This is a genomic window from Kineococcus sp. AC630 (assembly GCF_979255925.1).
In genome coordinates this window covers 18,089-35,540 of sequence record NZ_CEEDMJ010000038.1, presented here as the reverse complement: position 1 = coordinate 35,540, position 17,452 = coordinate 18,089, and the positions used below count along the sequence as shown (strand labels likewise).

General features: G+C 73.8%; 12 protein-coding genes and 1 pseudogene. 7 read left to right on the top strand and 6 right to left on the bottom strand.

The genetic code is table 11. The features are described from left to right. Positions 1 to 68 precede the first annotated feature (68 nt). Both AC0I8G_RS24750 and AC0I8G_RS24745 read right to left on the bottom strand, forming a co-directional pair. Positions 69 to 1,280: an AAA family ATPase gene (locus tag AC0I8G_RS24750; protein ID WP_471732317.1), complete on the bottom strand. Its 1,212-nt coding sequence runs from the start codon at positions 1,278 to 1,280 to the stop codon at positions 69 to 71. Beyond that, positions 1,277 to 2,377 carry a heparan-alpha-glucosaminide N-acetyltransferase domain-containing protein gene (locus AC0I8G_RS24745; protein WP_471732316.1) on the bottom strand — a complete coding sequence of 367 codons (1,101 nt, stop codon included), beginning with the start codon at positions 2,375 to 2,377 and terminating at the stop codon, positions 1,277 to 1,279. Before AC0I8G_RS24745 ends, AC0I8G_RS24750 begins: the two co-directional genes overlap by 4 nt. 146 nt (positions 2,378 to 2,523) lie before the next feature. Here AC0I8G_RS24745 and AC0I8G_RS24740 point away from each other — a divergent pair, with 146 nt between their 5' ends. The 6 genes and pseudogenes from AC0I8G_RS24740 to AC0I8G_RS24715 form a co-directional block, all read left to right on the top strand. Beyond that, a complete protein-coding gene (locus tag AC0I8G_RS24740; protein ID WP_471732315.1) occupies positions 2,524 to 5,319 on the top strand; it encodes an FtsK/SpoIIIE family DNA translocase in 2,796 nt (931 codons plus the stop codon). 78 nt (positions 5,320 to 5,397) lie between these two features. Next, positions 5,398 to 6,168, top strand: coding sequence for an NYN domain-containing protein (locus AC0I8G_RS24735; protein ID WP_380259637.1), 771 nt, complete (start codon positions 5,398 to 5,400; stop codon positions 6,166 to 6,168). A gap of 51 nt (positions 6,169 to 6,219) precedes the next feature. Further along, positions 6,220 to 7,680, top strand: a complete 1,461-nt coding sequence (rimO, locus tag AC0I8G_RS24730) for a 30S ribosomal protein S12 methylthiotransferase RimO (protein ID WP_471732314.1) — start codon at positions 6,220 to 6,222, stop codon at positions 7,678 to 7,680. A gap of 2 nt (positions 7,681 to 7,682) precedes the next feature. Then, positions 7,683 to 8,270, top strand: coding sequence for a CDP-diacylglycerol--glycerol-3-phosphate 3-phosphatidyltransferase (gene pgsA / locus AC0I8G_RS24725; protein WP_471732313.1), 588 nt, complete (start codon positions 7,683 to 7,685; stop codon positions 8,268 to 8,270). Next, positions 8,267 to 8,764: a CinA family protein gene (locus AC0I8G_RS24720; protein ID WP_471732312.1), complete on the top strand. Its 498-nt coding sequence runs from the start codon at positions 8,267 to 8,269 to the stop codon at positions 8,762 to 8,764. The genes pgsA and AC0I8G_RS24720 overlap by 4 nt, the downstream gene beginning before the upstream one ends. 7 nt (positions 8,765 to 8,771) lie before the next feature. Next, positions 8,772 to 9,125 (top strand): annotated as a pseudogene (locus AC0I8G_RS24715) (helix-turn-helix domain-containing protein); the annotation flags it as partial. A 253-nt stretch (positions 9,126 to 9,378) separates the two neighbouring features. Here the strand turns inward: AC0I8G_RS24715 and AC0I8G_RS24710 are convergent. Both AC0I8G_RS24710 and AC0I8G_RS24705 read right to left on the bottom strand, forming a co-directional pair. Continuing rightward, the gene (locus AC0I8G_RS24710) at positions 9,379 to 10,266 is read right to left on the bottom strand and encodes a DNA-formamidopyrimidine glycosylase family protein (RefSeq protein ID WP_471732311.1); all 888 of its coding nucleotides are present in this window, start codon (positions 10,264 to 10,266) and stop codon (positions 9,379 to 9,381) included. Between the two features lie 3 nt (positions 10,267 to 10,269). After that, entirely contained in the window at positions 10,270 to 15,021 is a 4,752-nt protein-coding gene (locus tag AC0I8G_RS24705; protein ID WP_471732310.1) for an ATP-dependent helicase, read from the bottom strand. Positions 15,022 to 15,076: 55 nt separating this feature from the next. Here AC0I8G_RS24705 and AC0I8G_RS24700 point away from each other — a divergent pair, with 55 nt between their 5' ends. Next, complete coding sequence (locus tag AC0I8G_RS24700; protein WP_471732309.1) at positions 15,077 to 15,304, top strand: DUF3046 domain-containing protein; 228 nt, start codon at positions 15,077 to 15,079, stop codon at positions 15,302 to 15,304. A 1-nt stretch (position 15,305) separates the two neighbouring features. Here the strand turns inward: AC0I8G_RS24700 and AC0I8G_RS24695 are convergent, their stop codons facing one another. Both AC0I8G_RS24695 and AC0I8G_RS24690 read right to left on the bottom strand, forming a co-directional pair. Beyond that, the gene (locus AC0I8G_RS24695; protein WP_471732308.1) at positions 15,306 to 15,827 is read right to left on the bottom strand and encodes a DinB family protein; all 522 of its coding nucleotides are present in this window, start codon (positions 15,825 to 15,827) and stop codon (positions 15,306 to 15,308) included. Continuing rightward, the gene (locus tag AC0I8G_RS24690; RefSeq protein ID WP_471732319.1) at positions 15,824 to 16,810 is read right to left on the bottom strand and encodes an SMP-30/gluconolactonase/LRE family protein; all 987 of its coding nucleotides are present in this window, start codon (positions 16,808 to 16,810) and stop codon (positions 15,824 to 15,826) included. Before AC0I8G_RS24690 ends, AC0I8G_RS24695 begins: the two co-directional genes overlap by 4 nt. Positions 16,811 to 17,452: the final 642 nt, after the last annotated feature.

Genomic DNA, 17,452 nt, shown 5'->3' with positions numbered 1-17,452 from the left:
CCGGCGCCGGACCAGGCGGAGGTCGAGATCACCGTCGGACGCGGCGAGCGGCCCGGCGCCGGCTGAGTTCAGCGCCGACGGCGCCGCAGGTAGGCCTGGAGTTCGTCCCAGCTGCCGTCGGCGTTGGCGTAGGTCGCGACGTTGCGGGCGGAGTCGAACCACGGACCGGTCGAGGGGCGCACCTGGGTCAGGGCCTGCCGGAGGTCCGCGGTGGTGATGGGCCGGACCGTGCCGGAACGCATCGAGTCGCGCAGGGCGTGTTCCGCGGCGGTGTCCGCGACGTGGGCGAGGTCGGCCCCGGAGAAACCGTCCGTGCGGGCGGCGACCCCGGCGAGGTCCAGGTCCTGCGTGGGGCGGTCGCGGAGGTGGTGTTCCAGCACCGCGATCCGGGCGGCCTCGTCCGGGGGCAGGACGAGCAGCATCCGGTCGAAGCGTCCCGGCCGGCGCAACGCCGGGTCCACGTCCCACGGGGCGTTGGTGGCCGCCAGCACGAACACGCCCTCGTTGTCGCCGTCCATGCCGTCGAGTTCCCCGAGGAACTGCTGCACGGTCGTCCGCATCCCCGAGGACCGGTTGCCGGTGCGGGACATGCCGAGTCCGTCGACCTCGTCGAAGAACAGCACGCACGGGGCGTGACGACGGGCCTCCTCGAAGAGGGCGTGCAGGTTCTTCTCGCTGTTCCCGATCCACATGTCCAGGACGTCGGACAACCCCACGGAGAGGAAGTGCGCGCCCATCTCGCCCGCGACGGCCCGGGCGATGAACGTCTTGCCGCACCCGGGAGGGCCGTAGAGCAGCAGACCGCCGCGCAGGCTCTTGCCGTAGAGGGCCCGCAGTTCCGGGTGGCGCAGGGGGCCGAGGAACGCGAGGTCGAGGCGTTCCTTGACCTCGGCCATCCCGGCGACGTCGGCGAGGGTGACGCGGGGGCGTTGGACCTCGGCCGTCGTCCCGGGGTCGACCTCGTCGTCGTGGGCCGTGAGCCCGCTGGTGTCGAGGGGGCCGAGGTCGGCCTCGGCGCTGGCCCAGTCGAAGGCGTGCTTGGCCACGGGTGCCGGGGGAGGAGCGGGGAGGCTCAGCGAGCGCTGCACGAGGTCGCGGGCCGGCCCCGACGTGGGGTCCTGGGCGAGGACGCGCGACGCGTGGGCCAGCGCGGCGTCCGCGTCACCGGCGCTCAGCAGGAGCCCGGCGACGTGCAGGCGCAGGGGAGCGTCGTCGGGGGTGGCCTCCAGCGCGGCGAGGAGGCTGCGCAACAACGGGCCGGGATCGCCGGGGGTGCTCACGCCGTCCAGGGTAGGCGCGGCGCCCGCACCAGCGCCGCGGCCCCGGAGGCCGCCCGGCCGACGACGATCTCCAGCGGTCCCCGTCCCACGGCCAACCGCCAGCCCGTCGCGAACACGACGCCGACGAACACGTGGACGACGAGCACGGTCGTCGTGTCCGCCGGCCAGGCGGCGAGGGCGAGCACGTGGGCGGTGTAGATCGTCAGCGGCATGGACCCGAAGGCCGCGACCGGCTGGAGGAAGCGGGTGACCGCCGCCGGGAGGAGGCACAGGGCTCCCACGACGGCCAGCGCCGTCCCCGCCGTGTGCAGCAGGTCGAAGGGGGTTCCGGAGTGCGGGGCCGCGACCGCGAGCCACCACCGGGTGCCGGTGGGGACGGTGCCGTAGAAGTCCTGGACCTGGCTCAGCGCGGTGCGGCCGCCGAGCGGACCGAGCAGGAGGGCGCTCGCGATCCAGGACCCGCCGGCGGTCAGGGCGCCCGCTCCGAGGAGCCGCGTGCCCACCACGGTGCTCCGCAGGTCGAGCTTCGAGACGGCGAGGCCGAGCAGCAGGTAACCGGCCCAGCCGATGACGGGGTAGTAGCCGGTGAGGGTGAGGGTCTCCAGCAGGTCCCCCGGCCGGGACAGCCAGCCCAGGGTCGGTTGCTCGTAGCGGGCCGGGAGCTCGTAGACGGCGCGCAGCGCGAAGGAGGCCACCGGCGCGAGGACGAGCCACCCACCGGCCAGGACGGCGAGACGTCGGGCCGGCCACCAGAGGAAGGGGAGCACGACCACGAAGGCCACGCCGTAGTACGGGAGGATGATCGCGATGCGGCTCCCCGCGTCCACGAGCAGCAACCCGAGCAGGGCGACGAGCAGGCCGCGGACCACGACCGACGTCCGTGCCGCGGCGCGCCGGTCGCCGCGTCCTCGCGTCGAGAGGCCGAGGGAGAGCCCGGCCAGGACCCCGAACAGGGCCGAGGCCCGGCCGTGGGCCACGGCGTAGAGGACGCCACCGGCTCCCGGGGTCTCCTCGCCGGGGAAGACGTGGATCGCCATCATCCCGACGATGGCGATCGCCCGGGCGAGGTCCACTCCGACGATCCGCGCGCTGCCCACCGCCCCAGTGTGTCGGGTGCGCGCGGCGTGTCGGCGTCGGTCCGCCCGCGGGCCGGGGGACGCTGAGGACCGGCTGGGCGTCCGCTCGGTCGGAGCAGTCGCGCCCGCCGCGGGCTGGACCAGCGTGTCATCGGTACCGTGATCGCATGGCCTCCCCGACGAACGCGCGCACGACCAGCGGTAGGGGAGGTTCCACCAAGGTGGTGACCGGCGGAACACGGGGTGGCACGAAGGCAGGCGCCAAGGCACCCGCACGCAGCGGCACGAGCCGGCCGGCGGCCAACCGCGCCCCGGCCAAGGCGGTCGCCAAGCGACCCGCTGCCGTCCCGGTGCGTTCCGGTCCGTCGTGGCCGGTCCGCGCCGTCTCCGCCGTCTGGATGGGGTGCGCGCACCTCGTGGGCGGCACGGCTCGTCGCGTCGGTGACGGCGCTCGTGACCTCGACCCCGAGCTGCGCCGGGACGGGGCCGGCTTCTTCCTGCTCGCCCTGGCCATCGTCGTCGCCGCCCGGGAGTGGTGGGGACTGCCCGGAACGGCGGGTCGGGTCATCCACACCGTCGTCGCCGGCACCTTCGGTGAGGTCGCGCTGGCCCTGCCCGTCGTGCTCGTCGGGCTGGCCGTGCACCTGCTGCGTCACCCCGACCAGACCCAGGCCACCTCGCGGGCCGTCGTCGGGTCGATCGCGCTGACGCTGTCCGCGGCCGGTCTGGTCCACCTCGCGACCGGGGCACCCTCGCCGACCGGTCCGGAGGGCGCGGGCGTCGTCACCGACGCGGGCGGGATGCTCGGCTTCCTCGTCGCAGGGCCCCTGACGACCGCGCTGACGCCGTACGTGATGGTCCCCATCCTCGTCCTGCTCGGGTTCTTCGGGGTCCTCGTCCTCACCGCGACGCCGGTGCACGCCATCCCGACCCGCGTGCACGAGGCCTACGAACGTCTCACCCACCACCCCGAGCGCGCTGCGCGCGACGCGGAGCGGGCGGCCCGCCGGGACCTGCCGGCGACGGCGCTGGCCCGCCAGCGGGCGGCCCGGGCGCTCGAGGGCCCGGAGTCCGGGGACACCGCCGGGGACACCGCCGAGGAGAAGCCGAAGCGCCGCCGTCCGAAGAAGGACGAGGCGCGCGTCGGCGACGAGGCCTTCGACCGTGCCGCGATCACCGAGGCGGAGCTGGCGGCCGCCGAGGAGGAGGCCGCCTCCCGGCCCCGACCGGGGCAGCGACGGGTCGTCCCCTCCGACCCGCCGTCCGTGCGCGAGTCGCTGGAGGCCCGGGACACGCCGATCGTCGACGGGGCCTCCGTCCCGGCGAGCACGCCGAAGGACCTGCCCGCCCCGCCGCACACGCCGATGCCGCCGCGGATCGAGCAGCTCGCGCTCGCCGGCGACGTCACCTACACGCTCCCCGAGCCGGCCGCGCTGGTCCCGGGCACGGTCCCCAAGGAACGCAGCGCCGCCAACGACCGCGTGGTCGAGGCGCTGAGCGAGGTCCTCAACCAGTTCGACATCGACGCCGCCGTCACCGGCTTCTCCCGCGGCCCGACGGTCACCCGCTACGAGGTCGAACTGGGCCGCGGGACGAAGGTCGAACGCGTCACGGCGCTCAGCAAGAACATCGCCTACGCCGTCGCGAGCGCCGACGTCCGCATCCTGTCGCCGATCCCGGGGAAGTCCGCGATCGGCATCGAGATCCCGAACTCCGACCGCGAGACGGTCTCGCTGGGTGACGTGCTGCGCAGCAACGTCGCGACCCGCACCGAGCACCCGATGGTCATGGGGGTCGGCAAGGACGTCGAGGGTGGTTTCGTCATCGCGAACCTCGCGAAGATGCCGCACCTCCTGGTCGCCGGGGCGACCGGCGCCGGCAAGTCGAGCTTCGTCAACTCGATGATCACCTCGATCCTCATGCGCGCGACCCCCGACGAGGTCCGCATGGTGCTCGTCGACCCCAAGCGCGTCGAGCTCACGATCTACGAGGGCATCCCGCACCTCATCACCCCGATCATCACGAACCCCAAGAAGGCCGCCGAGGCGCTGGAGTGGGTCGTGCGCGAGATGGACCTGCGCTACGACGACCTCGCCCAGTACGGGTTCAAGCACCTCGACGACTTCAACAAGGCCGTGAAGGCGGGCAAGGTCCACCCGCCGGAGGGCTCGAAGCGGGTCATCCAGCCCTACCCGTACCTGCTGGTGGTCGTCGACGAGCTCGCCGACCTGATGATGGTCGCCCCGCGCGACGTCGAGGCCTCGATCCAGCGCATCACCCAGCTCGCCCGGGCCGCCGGCATCCACCTGGTGCTCGCGACCCAGCGCCCCTCCGTCGACGTCGTGACGGGGCTCATCAAGGCCAACGTGCCGTCGCGGCTGGCGTTCGCGACGAGTTCGCTCGCGGACTCCCGGGTCGTGCTGGACCAGCCGGGGGCCGAGAAGCTCGTCGGTCAGGGCGACGCGCTGTTCCTGCCGATGGGCGCGTCGAAGCCCATGCGCGTGCAGGGGGCGTGGGTCACCGAGAGCGAGATCGAGGCGATCGTCTCGCACGTGAAGTCGCAGCTGCAGCCGACCTACCGCGACGACGTCGTGGTCACGGCGCAGAAGAAGCAGGTGGACGAGGAGATCGGCGACGACCTCGACGTGCTGCTGCAGGCGACGGAACTCGTCGTCACGACGCAGTTCGGCTCGACGTCGATGCTGCAGCGCAAGCTGCGCGTCGGCTTCGCGAAGGCGGGTCGCCTCATGGACCTCCTCGAGTCCCGGGGGGTGGTCGGCCCGAGCGAGGGGTCGAAGGCGCGCGACGTCCTGGTGCGTCCGGACGACCTGGCGGGGACGTTGGCCCTCATGCGCGGCGACGAGCCGCCGACGGCGCCGGAGCCGAAGGTCGGGGCGGAGCTCGAGGTCGTGGACGGGGACGAGGGTGGCGAGGACGCCTGGGAGCTGCTCGACCGGCGCTGATTCCTTGCGCCGCACGACACGTCACGGAGAGCAAGCACAACGTCGCACAATGGTGACTCTCCGTGTAACTTTGTGCGCATGGACTCGCCCCGCCCCCACGAGCCGGTCCGGCGGGACCAGCCGACTCCGACGGAGCGTCGCGACCTCGACCTGCTCATCTGGGACGCGCCCAACATCGACATGACGCTGTCCTCGATCCTGGGGTCGCGCCCGGCGTCCTCGGACCGACCGCGCTTCGACGCGATCGCGCGGTGGTTCCTCTCCGAGGCGGCCGACCACGAGGTCGAGGGGTCCGTCTTCACCAACGTGCACCCCACGAGCGCGGTCTCGCTGCGCGGGTGGATCGAGGCCCTGCGCAGCTTCGGGTACTCCGTCTTCGCCCGTCCCAAGGTCCACCCCGAGGACGACGTCGACGACGCGATGCTCCAGCACATCGCCTCCCGCCAGGCGAGCCACCGGTTGCGTCGGGTCGTCGTCGCCAGCGGGGACGGGCGCAACTTCCTCCAGCCGCTGGAGGAGCTGCACCGCGCGGGGGTCCGCTGCGTGGTGCTGTCCTTCGCGGAGGTCGCCGGGTACGCCCAGGAGTCCCCGCTCATCGAGTTCGTCGACCTCGAGGACGTGCCCGGCGCGTTCCAGGTCTCCCTCGGCCGCACCCGGCTCACGGCGCTGCCGCCCGACGGTGGCTGGTTCCGCCCGACCCGGCCGATGCGGGCCCTGCTGGAGGACGCCGTCCCCCTGGAGCACCCCCACCCCGCGGAGGCGGACGACAGCCCGCACCCGCAGCCCCCGGAGGTCGGCGAGGTGGGCCGGGTCCCCGTGCCGCAGGCCCAGCGGGTGCGCAGCGCCTGAGGGTCGTGGTGCGCAGCGCCTGAGGATCGCAAGGGCACGTACCCTGGTGCGGTGCCCCCCACCTCTGTTCCGTCGCGTTCCGTCGCGCTCGTCACCCTCGGCTGCGCCCGCAACGACGTCGACTCCGAGGAGCTGGCCGGTCGCCTCGCCGACGCCGGCTGGACGCTCGTGGACGACCCGGACGGTGCCGACGTCGCCGTCGTGAACACCTGCGGGTTCGTGGAGCAGGCCAAGAAGGACTCCATCGACACCGTGCTGGCCGCCGCGGACCTCAAGGAGGCCGGGCGCACCCAGGCCGTCGTGGCCGTCGGCTGCATGGCCGAGCGCTACGGCAAGGACCTCGCCGAGTCGCTGCCCGAGGCCGACGCGATCCTCGGCTTCGACTCCTACAACGACCTCTCGAGCCACCTCGAGGCGATCCTGAACGGCGAGAAGCGCGAGTCCCACGTGCCGCGCGACCGCCGCACGCTGCTGCCCCTGGCCCCGGCCGAGCGGCAGGCCGCGAAGGCCAAGATCGTGGAGCCGGACCTGCCCGAGGGCGTGGCCCCGGCCAGCGGCCCCCGGGTCATCCGTCGTCGCCTCGGCTCCGGCCCGTGGGCGCCGGTGAAGATCGCCGCCGGCTGCGACCGTCGCTGCACCTTCTGCGCCATCCCGGCCTTCCGCGGGTCGTTCGTGTCCCGTCCCGCCGACGAGGTGATCGCCGAGACGCAGTGGCTGGCCGAGCAGGGCGTCAAGGAGGTCTTCCTCGTCAGCGAGAACACCACCTCCTACGGCAAGGACCTCGGCGACCTGCGGGCACTCGAGGCGATGCTGCCCCGGGTCGCGGCCGTCGAGGGGATCCAGCGGGTCCGGGTGTCCTACCTACAGCCCGCCGAGGTGCGCCCCGGCCTGCTGGACGCGCTGACGAAGGTCCCCGGGGTCGTGCCGTACTTCGACCTCTCCTTCCAGCACTCCTCGCCGGCCGTGCTGCGCCGCATGCGCCGCTTCGGCGGGACCGAACCCTTCCTCGCGCTGCTCGAGCAGGTCCGCGAACGCAACCCGTTGGCCGGGATCCGTTCCAACGTCATCGTCGGCTTCCCCGGTGAGACCGAGGCGGACGTCGACGAGCTCTGCTCGTTCCTGGAGCGGGCCCGCCTCGACGTCGTGGGGGTCTTCGCCTACTCCGACGAGGACGGCACCGAGGCCGAGACCCTCGACGGGCACCTGCCCGACGAGGTCGTCGCCGCCCGCTACGAGCGGGTCAGCCGCCTGGTCGAGGAGCTCATCGCCCAGCGCGCCGAGGAACGTCTCGGTGAGGTCGTCGAGGTCCTCGTCGAGAGCGTCGTGGACGAGGACGGCGACCCGCACGTCGTCGGCCGCGCGGCCCACCAGGGACCGGACGTCGACGGCGAGACCGAGCTGGAGCTGCCGCCGGGGTTCGTCGTCCACGTCGGGGACCTGGTGACCGCGCGGGTGACCGGCGTCGCCGGGGCGGACCTGCTGGCGGAACCGCTGGTGAGGGCTACGGTCTGACCATGAGCAAGACGAGCGTCGAGGGGCAGGTCGGTTCTTCCCACGGGTGGCACAAGATGCACCTGCCGAACGCCTTGACCGTCCTGCGCATCGTCTTCGTCCCGGTCTTCGTCTGGTTCCTGGCGATGGACGGGGGCACGGACTGGCGGTGGCGCACCGCGGCGCTGGCCGTCTTCGTCGCCGCCAGCATCACCGACCGCTACGACGGGCACCTGGCCCGTCGCTGGGAGGTGGTGAGCGACTTCGGCAAGATCGCCGACCCCATCGCCGACAAGGCGCTCATCGGCGCCGGGCTGATCGTCCTGTCGCTGCAGGGCCGGCTGTGGTGGTGGATGACCGTGGTCGTCCTGGCCCGCGAACTGCTGGTCACCCTGCTGCGCTTCATCGTCATCCGGCGCGGGGTCATCCCCGCCGCCCGGGGCGGCAAGATCAAGACGGTGGTCCAGACCATCGCCGTGGGCCTGTTCGTGCTGCCCCTGCCCGCCGCGTGGGACCCGTTGTGCACCGCGGTCATGGGAGTCGCGGTCGTGCTGACCCTCTGGAGCGCCTGGGCCTACTTCGTGGCCGGGGCGAAGCTGCTGCGCCGGTGACCTCCGCGCCCGAGGTGGTCGCCGCGCTGATCGCGGCCGGCACGACGATCGCCACCGCCGAATCGCTCACCGGTGGGTTGCTCTGCGCGACGCTCGTGGACGTCCCCGGGGCCTCCGCGGTCGTGCGCGGCGGGGTCGTGGCCTACGCGACCGAGCTGAAGGCCGAGGTCCTCGGGGTGGACGCGGTCGCCCTCGCGCGCACCGGGCCCGTCGACGGCTTCGTGGCCGAGGAGATGGCGCGCGGGGCGCGCTCGCGCCTGCGGGCCGCCGTCGGGATCGCCACGACCGGGGTCGCCGGTCCGGGCCCGGCGGACGGGTTCCCGGCCGGGACGGCCTTCGTGGGGATCGCCGCGGACTGGATCGAGGGTGGTGCCCGGCACGTGCGGCTGCTGGTCCCCGGGGACCGGCCGGCAGTGCGGGCGGGAGTGGTGGCCGCGGCGCTGGACGAGATCCTCTCGGCCCTCGCGGAACACACGCGTCCCGTCGGGAGTTGAGTCTGACGTGCGCAACTCTGCTCCCACCACGACCCTCAAGCCCCGGGCGGGGTACGGTAGTGATTCCACTACTGGCAGCCACCTCGCGCCAGTTCGACTCCCTGAGGGAGGCCGCCGCATGGTCGTGCTCCGCCGGACGATCGGTGATGTTCTGCGTGACGAACGGCGCGGTCAGCAGCGGACCTTGCGTGAGGTGTCCTCCACCGCCCGGGTGTCGCTGGGCTACCTGAGCGAGGTCGAACGCGGCCAGAAGGAAGCCTCCAGCGAGCTCCTGGCCTCCATCTGCACCGCCCTCGACGTGCCGCTCTCGCAGCTGCTCGGCGAGGTCACCCGTCGCATCGCCCGCGAGGAGGGCGTCTCCACGGTCGCCCGTCGCTACGCCGCCGAAGGCATCGTGCCCACCCCCGTGGTCGAGCCGACCGTCCCCGTCGTCGAGGCCGTCCCCGACGCGCCGGTCGAGGACAGCGAGCTGGACACCCTCGTCGACCACGCCCTCGACTCCGCCCTCGGCGGACTGACCGACGAGTCCGGCAGCGAGTTCGCCGTCGAGCTCGAAGGCCTGCCCGACGAGCTCGAACTCATCCTGCGCCGACGTCTGGTCAGCGCCGCCTGATCTAGCGACGCGTGCGGTACGTGCGCGCCGACCCCGGCCGGCCGGAGCTCCCCAACGGGCGCTGCGGCCGGCCGTCGTCCGTCGGGGCCGGCCCGCGCTGGCACCCCGGGCAGTAGAAGGCCGTCCGGTCCTGCGGCGGGGTGCCGATGGGGGCGACCCGGACGGTTCCCGCACACCGCAGGCACGGCAACCCGGAACGGGCGTGCGCGAAGTTCTGCCGGCCCCGGCGCAGGTCACCCGTGGTCACCTGGTCCGCGCGGTCCTTGTTGAGGTCCAGCAGCCGGTGCACGAGTGCGACGAACTGCGCGGGGTCCTCCAGCGCGGACACCGGCGACCACGGGGTCACCCGCGCCAGGAAGCAGGCCTCGGCCAGGTAGAACGTCCCGACCCCCGCGAGGACGCGCTGGTCGAGCAGTGCCGCGCCGAGTTCCCGGTCGGGGCGCTCCAGCAAGCGGCGTTCCGCCTCGGCGGCGTCCCAGCTCGGCCCCAGCAGGTCCGGGCCGAGGTGACCGACGAGGTCGTCCTCCTGGTCCCTCGGGACCAGGTCGAGCATCCCCAGCTTGTGCCCGACCGCCGTCCACTCCGACGTGGTCAGCACCGCCCGGATCCCCGACGCCGAGCGCCGACCGCCCGGGTCACCGGTCCGTTCGACGTACCAGGACCCCTCCATCCGCAGGTGGCTGTGCAAGGTCACGGGTGGGTCGTCACCACCGGCCTCCACCCGCGTCAGGATGTGCTTCCCGGCGCTCACGACCTCCAGCACCCGCCGACCCGACAGGTCCACCGTCGCCAGTCTCGGCCACCGCAGGTCGCTCTCCAGCAGCTCACGCCCGGCCAGCGCCCGGTGCAGGCGCCGGGCCGTGCGCCAGACGACGTCACCCTCGGGCACGGGTCACGTCCTGATCCGCAACCCGCGGGGGGTCGCGTGGAACCCGGCCGACTCCAGCGCGGCCCCCAGCGGTGAGTCCGCGGCCAGCACTCCGCTGCCGTCGGCCTTCTCCACCGTCAACTTCCCCAGGACCCCCTCGCGCACCGACAACGCCAGCGCGTCCGCCGCGGGCTGCAACGCCTCGAGCTCCTGGGTCCAGGACAGCACCGAGCGACCACCCCGCTCGACGTAGAGGACGAGGTCACCGTCCACGACGACGACCAGCGCGCCCGCCTTCCGCCCCGGACGGTGCCCCGTGGCGCCTGCCGTGACCTCCGGACGTTCCGGCCACGGGAGAGCCGCCCCGTAGGGGTTCGCCGGATCCGTCGCCGCCAGCACGACCGCCCCCGGCCCCACGTCCTTGCGCGCGTCGCGACGCTGGGACGGGCTCGACCCGCCGACGGGACGGGCGCTGTCCCGCAACCGGTCCACCGCACCCGTCGTCGCGAACTGCGACGCCCCCAGACCCTCGACGAAGTACCCGCGCCGGGCCCGGCCGGCCTCCTCGAACGCCGCCAGCACCCGGTACACCGCGGAGAAGCCCCCCGGGACCCGTTCGCTCGCGACGGCGCCGCGGGTCAGCACCCCGTGCCGGTCCAGCAGCACCTCGGCGCTGGCGTGCGCGCGGACCGTCGCGTCGGCCTCGATCTCCGGCAGCAGCGACCACCGGCCGGCGGCCGAGGGCGGCCCGCTGCGCGAGGGGAGTTCCACGCGGGTCCCGCGCAGCCCTCGCGCAGGGCGGGCGTAGCGGGAGCGGGGCGCGGTCGCCCGGGGCTTGTGGGCCCCCTTCCCCGCGAGCCGGTTCCGCAACGGGGCCAGGGTGTCGTTGGTCAACCGTCCCGCCCACACCAGGTCCCACAGCGCGCTCGTCAGACCCGGGTCGTCGGTGGAGCCCACCGCGTCCGAGAGCGCGCGGAAGAAGTACGCACCGCCCCCGGCCAACGCCTCCAGCACCGCGCGGTGCACCTCGGTGTCGACCTCGATCTCGGAGTCCTCCGGGTCCGGCAACGTCAACGGCGCCAGATCGGCCGGGTGCAGCGACACCCAGCCGTCGTCACCGGGCAGGCTGCCGTGACCGGACCACACCACCTCACCCGCCGCGGTCAGCTCGTCCAGCATCGCCGGCCGGTAGCCCTCGACCCGGGCCGAGAGCACCAGCGGCTCCACGGCGCTCGCGGGCACCACGGCACCGGCGAGCTGCTCCACGGCCCGCAGCACACCGTCCACCCCGCGCAGGCGGGAGCGCAGACCGGTGCTGACGCCCTGCCAGGCCGGGAGGAACCGGGCGAGGTCGCGCGGCGGGACGGGTTCGACGTCGGCCCGCAACGCGGCCAGCGAGCGTCGGCGCAGGATGCGCAGGACGTCGGCGTCGCAGAACTCCAGCCCCGTCCCGCCGGGGCGGAGTTCGCCCTCGACGACGCGGCCGCTGGTCTGCAACCGGCGCAGCGCGTCGTGCGCCACGGCCCGGCCCACGCCGAAGCGCGCGGCCGCGTCGAGCACGGTGAACGGCCCGCGGGTGCGGGCGAACCGCCCGAACAACTCCGCCAGCGGGTCGGCGACGGGTTCGGTGAAGGCCTCAGGGATCCCCACCGGCAGCGGGGTGCCCAGCCCGTCGCGCAACCGGCCGGAGTCCTCGATGACGGCCCAGTGCTCCTCGCCGGCGATCCGGACCCGGATCAGCCGGCGGGCCTCCTCGAGGGCGACCAGCCAGCGGGCCACCTCACCGTCGGGAAGCACCACCGGTTCCTCGGTACCGGGTTCCGCGCGGCCGCTGCGTTCGACCACCTCGGCCGTCGTCAGCGGACCCAGGACGCGGAGCAGGTCGGCCACGTCCTCGGCGTCGGAACACCGTCGTTCGGGGACGAGGCGTTGCAGTTCGTCCTCGGTGCGCTGCACGGCCTCCGGGTCGAGCAGGTCGCGCAACGCGGCGCCCTCGCCCCGGCCCAGCAGTTCCGCGAGCAGGCTCGGGTCGAGGGCGAGCGCCGCGGCCCGGCGTTCCGCCAGCGGTGAGTCGCCCTCGTAGAGGAACTGCGCGACGTAGCCGAACATCAGGCCGCGGGCGAAGGGCGAGGGTTGGCTCGACTCGACCTCGACGACGCGGACCTTGCGGGCCGCGAGGTCGGTCATGAGGCGTTCCAGGCCCGTGACGTCGAAGACGTCGGACAGGCACTCCCGCACCGTCTCCAGGACGATCGGGAAGCTCGGGAACCGGCTCGCGACCTGCAGCAGCGACGCGGCGCGCTGCCGCTGCTGCCACAGCGGCTGGCGTTTGCCCGGTTGGCGCCGGGGCAGCAGCAGCGCGCGGGCCGCGCACTCCCGGAACCGGGAGGCGAAGAGCGCCGAGCCGCCGATCTCGGCCGTCACGAGTTCCGCGACCTCGTTCGCCTCCAGCGCCACCAGGTCGGCGACGTCGGGAGCCTGACCGTCGGGGAGGTCGAGGTCGGGCAGGCGCAGCACGATCCCGTCGTCGGCGGGCATGGCCTGCACGTCGACGCCGAACCGCTCGCGCATCCGCGCGCCCAGCGCCAGCGCCCAGGGGGAGTGGACCTGACCGCCGAAGGGGGAGTGGATGCAGATCCGCCAGTCCCCGAGCTCGTCGCGGAAGCGTTCCACCACGATCGTCTGGTCGTCGGGGACGTGGCGGGTCGCCTCGAGCTGCTCGCCCAGGTAGGCGAGGAGGTTGCCGGTGGCCCAGTCGTCGAGGCCGGCGGCCTTCACGCGGTCCTTCGCGGGTTCACCGGCGAACCCGCCGTCCAGCGCGCCGAGTTCGCGGACGAACTCGCCGAGGGCACGCCCGAGTTCCGCGGGGCGGCCCAGGGCCTCGCCGTGCCAGAACGGGAGCCGGCCCGGCTGGCCGGGGGCGGGGGTGACCAGGACGCGGTCGTGGGTGATGTCCTCGACCCGCCAGGCCGACGAGCCGAGGGTGATGACGTCGCCGACGCGGGACTCGTAGACCATCTCCTCGTCGAGCTCCCCGACCCGTCGCCCCGGGCCCTCGCCGGTGGCCAGGAACACCGCGAACAACCCGCGGTCGGGGATCGTCCCGCCGCTGGTGACCGCGAGCCGTTGCGCCCCGGGGCGTCCCGTGAGGGTCTCGGTCACGCGGTCCCACACCAGCCGGGGTCGGAGCTCGGCGAACTCGTCGCTGGGGTAGCGGCCGGACAGCATGTCCAGGACGGCGTCGAGGACGGCCCGGGACAACGTCGCGAACGGTGCGGCCCGTTGGGCCAGGGCGAGGAGGTCGGGGACGGTCCACTCGTCCATCGCGACCATCGCCACGATCTGCTGGGCGAGGACGTCGAGCGGGTTGGAGGGGACGTGCAGTTCCTCGATCCGTCCGTCGCGCATCCGTTCGACGACCACGGCGGTCTGCAGCAGGTCCCCGCGGTACTTGGGGAACAGGACCCCGCGCGAGACCGCACCGACCTGGTGACCGGCGCGGCCCACGCGTTGCAGACCGCTGGCCACGCTGGGCGGGGACTCCACCTGCACGACGAGGTCGACGGCGCCCATGTCGATGCCGAGCTCGAGGCTGGAGGTGGCGACCACGGCGGGGAGGCGGCCCGCCTTGAGGTCCTCCTCGATGAGGGAACGCTGTTCCTTCGACACCGAGCCGTGGTGGGCGCGGGCGAGGATCGCGGGGGCGCCGGCGCTCTGTCCGGCCTGGCCCATGAGTTCGGCCGGGGGGACGCCCACCGGGGTGGCCCCCTCGGCCTCCTCGGGGTTCAGGCGTTCGTCCCAGATCTCGTTGAGGCGGGCGGTGAGGCGTTCGGACAACCGGCGCGAGTTCGCGAACACCAGGGTGGAGCGGTGCCCCGCGACGAGGTCGACGATGCGTTCCTCGACGTGCGGCCAGATGCTGGCCCGTCGGGGGTTCCCCGCGGCCTGGCCGCTCAGGTCGTCCGGGTCCTCCGCACCGCGACCGGAGGCGTCGAGCTGGCTCATGTCCTCGACGGGGACGACGACCTTGAGGTCGAACTCCTTCGTCGAGGGGGGTTGGACGATCGTGACCGGCCGACCGCCGGAGACCCACTCGGCCACCGCCTGGACCGGGCGGACCGTCGCCGACAACCCGACCCGCTGGGTGGGTTCCCCGCCGGCCGCGGTGACGAGGGCGTCGAGACGTTCCAGCGAGATCGCCAGGTGGGCACCGCGTTTGGAGCCGGCCATTGCGTGGACCTCGTCGAGCACGACCGTGCGGACCCCGCGCAGCTGTTCGCGCGCCTTCGAGGTGAGCAGCAGGAACAGCGACTCCGGGGTCGTGATGAGGACGTCCGGGGGCGTGCGGGTGAACCCGCGGCGCTCCTCGGCCGGCGTGTCCCCGGACCGGACCCCGACCCGGACGTCCGGCACGGGCAGGCCGAGGCGCTGGGCGGCCTGCCGGATGCCGGTCAGCGGGGAGCGCAGGTTGCGTTCCACGTCGACGGCCAGCGCCTTCAACGGCGAGATGTAGAGGACGCGGCAGCGGTGGTCCTTGTCCTCCGGGACGGCCTCGGCGGCGAGGCCGTCGAGGGCCCAGAGGAAGGCGGACAGCGTCTTGCCCGATCCGGTGGGGGCGACGACGAGGGCGTGCTGCCCGCGGCTCACGGCGTCCCAGGCCCCGAGCTGGGCCGGTGTCGGCGCGGCGAACGCACCGGTGAACCAGGCCCGGGTCGCCTCGGAGAAACGGCCCAGCACCTCGTCGGGGGTGAGGTCGTGGTGCTGCTCCGGGCTCATCCCGTCATTCGACCACCCGCCTCCGACACGTGCCCCTCATGGCACCCTGTCGCCCATGCGAGTCAGCGAGTTCTGGATCCTGGTGGAGGACGAGTTCGGGGCCGCCTACGGCCGTTCGCTGGCGGCCGACCACCACCTGCTGGTGCTCGAGGACCGCACCGCGAAGGAGGCGCTGGACGCCGGGGTCGAGCCCAAGGAGATCTGGCTGGCCCTCTGCGACGCCCTCGACGTCCCGCAGGAGCGCCGCCTGGGGCGGGACCGCCGCACCAGGCGCCGCACCTGACTCACTCGCCGACGGCGCCGTCGATCCGCTCGCGCAGGAGATCGGCGTGGCCGTTGTGGCGGGCGTACTCCTCCAGCACGTGGGTCAGCACCCAGCGCACGGTCTTGTCGGGCCGTCCCGGGTGCTCCCACACGTCCTCGAGCGAGCGCTGCGCGAGGATCCGCCGCGCGTGGTCCTGCTCCTCGAGCAGCCAGGCGAGGTCCGCCTCCGGGTCTGCGGTGTCCACGTCGTCGAAGTCGCCGTCAGGGTTGTCGTCGGAGTACGTCACCGGGGTCACGTCCTCGCCGGCCACCCGGTCGCGCCACCAGGTGCGCTCCACCTCGGCGAGGTGACGGGCCAGCCCGAGCAGCGACAGCGACGACGGCTCGACCGAGCGTCGGCGCAGCTGTTCCGCGGTGAGGCCCTCCAGCTTCCGGGCGAACGTCGTGCGGTGGTACTCCAGGAACCCCTCGACGGTGGCGCGCTCGTCGCCGATCTCCGGCGGTTCGACGCGTTCCGGAGCGGGCGGTGCCGTGTACGTCACAGCCACCACAGTCCGGCGCCGACGGCGTTGGTCCGCAGCCGGTAGGCGCTGCTCGAGGCCGCGACGAACAGGTCGGTGCCGTCGGCCCCGCCGAAGCAGACGTTGGCCACGACCTCGCCGACGACGACCTCCAGCAGCCGGGTGCCGTCGGGGGCGAACACCGTCACGGCGTCACCGTTGGAGGTCCAGACGTTCCCCGCGGTGTCCACGCGGAACCCGTCGGCCAGGCCTCGGTCGACCTCGACGAACACGCGGCCGTTCTTCACCACGGGCCCGCCGGGAACGGCCTGCGGGCCGCGGCCACCCGTGATCCCGGTGAGCACGTCGTAGACCCGGATGAGGCGGTGGTCGCCGTTGCCGGGGGTGGGGGCCGCGGAGGTGTCGGCGACGTAGAGCAGCGACTCGTCGGGGGAGAAGGCGAGCCCGTTGGGTTCCTCCACGTCGGTCACGACGACCCGGAGGTCCCCGGTCGCCGGATCGAAGCGGAAGACGAAGTTGTCGCCGTACTCCCGGAACCCCTCGTGGCCCTCGACGGCCACGGTGATCCCGTAGGGCGGGTCGGTGAACCAGATCGCCCCGTCGGAGGCGACGACGACGTCGTTGGGGGAGTTGAACCGCTTGTCCCCGAAGCGGTCCACCAGGATCGTGGTGGTGCCGTCGGTCTCGGTGCGTTCCATCGCCCGGCGGCCGTGCGAGCAGGCGACGACCCGCCCCTCGCGGTCGAGGGTGCGACCGTTGGTGAACTCGACGCCCTCGCGGTGGACGGTGAGGCCGCCCCCTCCCGCGGTCTCGGTGCCGGCGCTCTCGTCCCAGCGCATGATCCGGTCACCGGGGATGTCGCTGAAGATGAGGGCGTTCTCGCCCGGCAGCCAGACGGGGCCCTCGGCCCACGTGCTGCCCGTGCCGAGGCGTTCGAGGGTGGCGCCCGCGGGGACGAGGTCGGCGCCGCGCGGGTCGAGGATCGTGGGAGACGTCTGCGTCACGAGCGGCAGCCTAGTGATCCCGCCTCGCCGAGCTGGACCGGCGTGGGACCCGGCGGACCCGCTCCGGAGACCGCCCGTCGTCCGGTCGTGCTGGGCGGCGGCCTCGGCGGCCCGCAGGGTCTGGCGTCCCAGCGGCTGCACCTCGAGCGCGGTGCAGTGCAGGCCGCTCGCCACCCGCTCGACCACCCCCCACTCCCAGACGGCCGTGGGGTCGAGGCCGGTCCGGGCCGCGAGGCGCCGGGCCCGTTCGTGCGGATCCCCGCGCAGCAGCTCGACGGGATCGCCCCGCATCACCGTCCCGAGGTCGCACTCGGGTTCGGCCAGCAGGCCGTCGGGGTCGACGAGCGTGAACCGTCCGCCGTCCTGGAGCACGTTCAGCTGGTGCACGTCGCCGTGGACCAGGACGGCCCGCTCGTCGTCGTGGGCCGCCTCGCGCCGTCGCGCGCAGCGGAGGGCGTGGTCGAGCGCCTGCTCCGAGCAGGGCCGTCCGAGGGCTTCCCACGCCGTGGTGATCGACGTGGCGAGCCGGCGGGCGCGGTCGGCGCCGGTCGGGAGCCCGGACCTCGGCGCCGGACGCCAGACCCGGGCCACGGTGTCGCAGAGGACGTCGTGGCGGGTCGCGGTGGGCAGGCCCAGCGCGTG

Bases quoted from the DNA above. Each gene is read 5' to 3' on its own strand.
- AC0I8G_RS24740 (WP_471732315.1), top strand. From the start codon at position 2,524: ATGGCCTCCCCGACGAACGCGCGCACGACCAGCGGTAGGGGAGGTTCC.
- AC0I8G_RS24735 (WP_380259637.1), top strand. From the start codon at position 5,398: ATGGACTCGCCCCGCCCCCACGAGCCGGTCCGGCGGGACCAGCCGACT.
- pgsA (WP_471732313.1), top strand. From the start codon at position 7,683: ATGAGCAAGACGAGCGTCGAGGGGCAGGTCGGTTCTTCCCACGGGTGG.
- AC0I8G_RS24705 (WP_471732310.1), bottom strand. From the start codon at position 15,021: ATGAGCCCGGAGCAGCACCACGACCTCACCCCCGACGAGGTGCTGGGC.
- AC0I8G_RS24700 (WP_471732309.1), top strand. From the start codon at position 15,077: ATGCGAGTCAGCGAGTTCTGGATCCTGGTGGAGGACGAGTTCGGGGCC.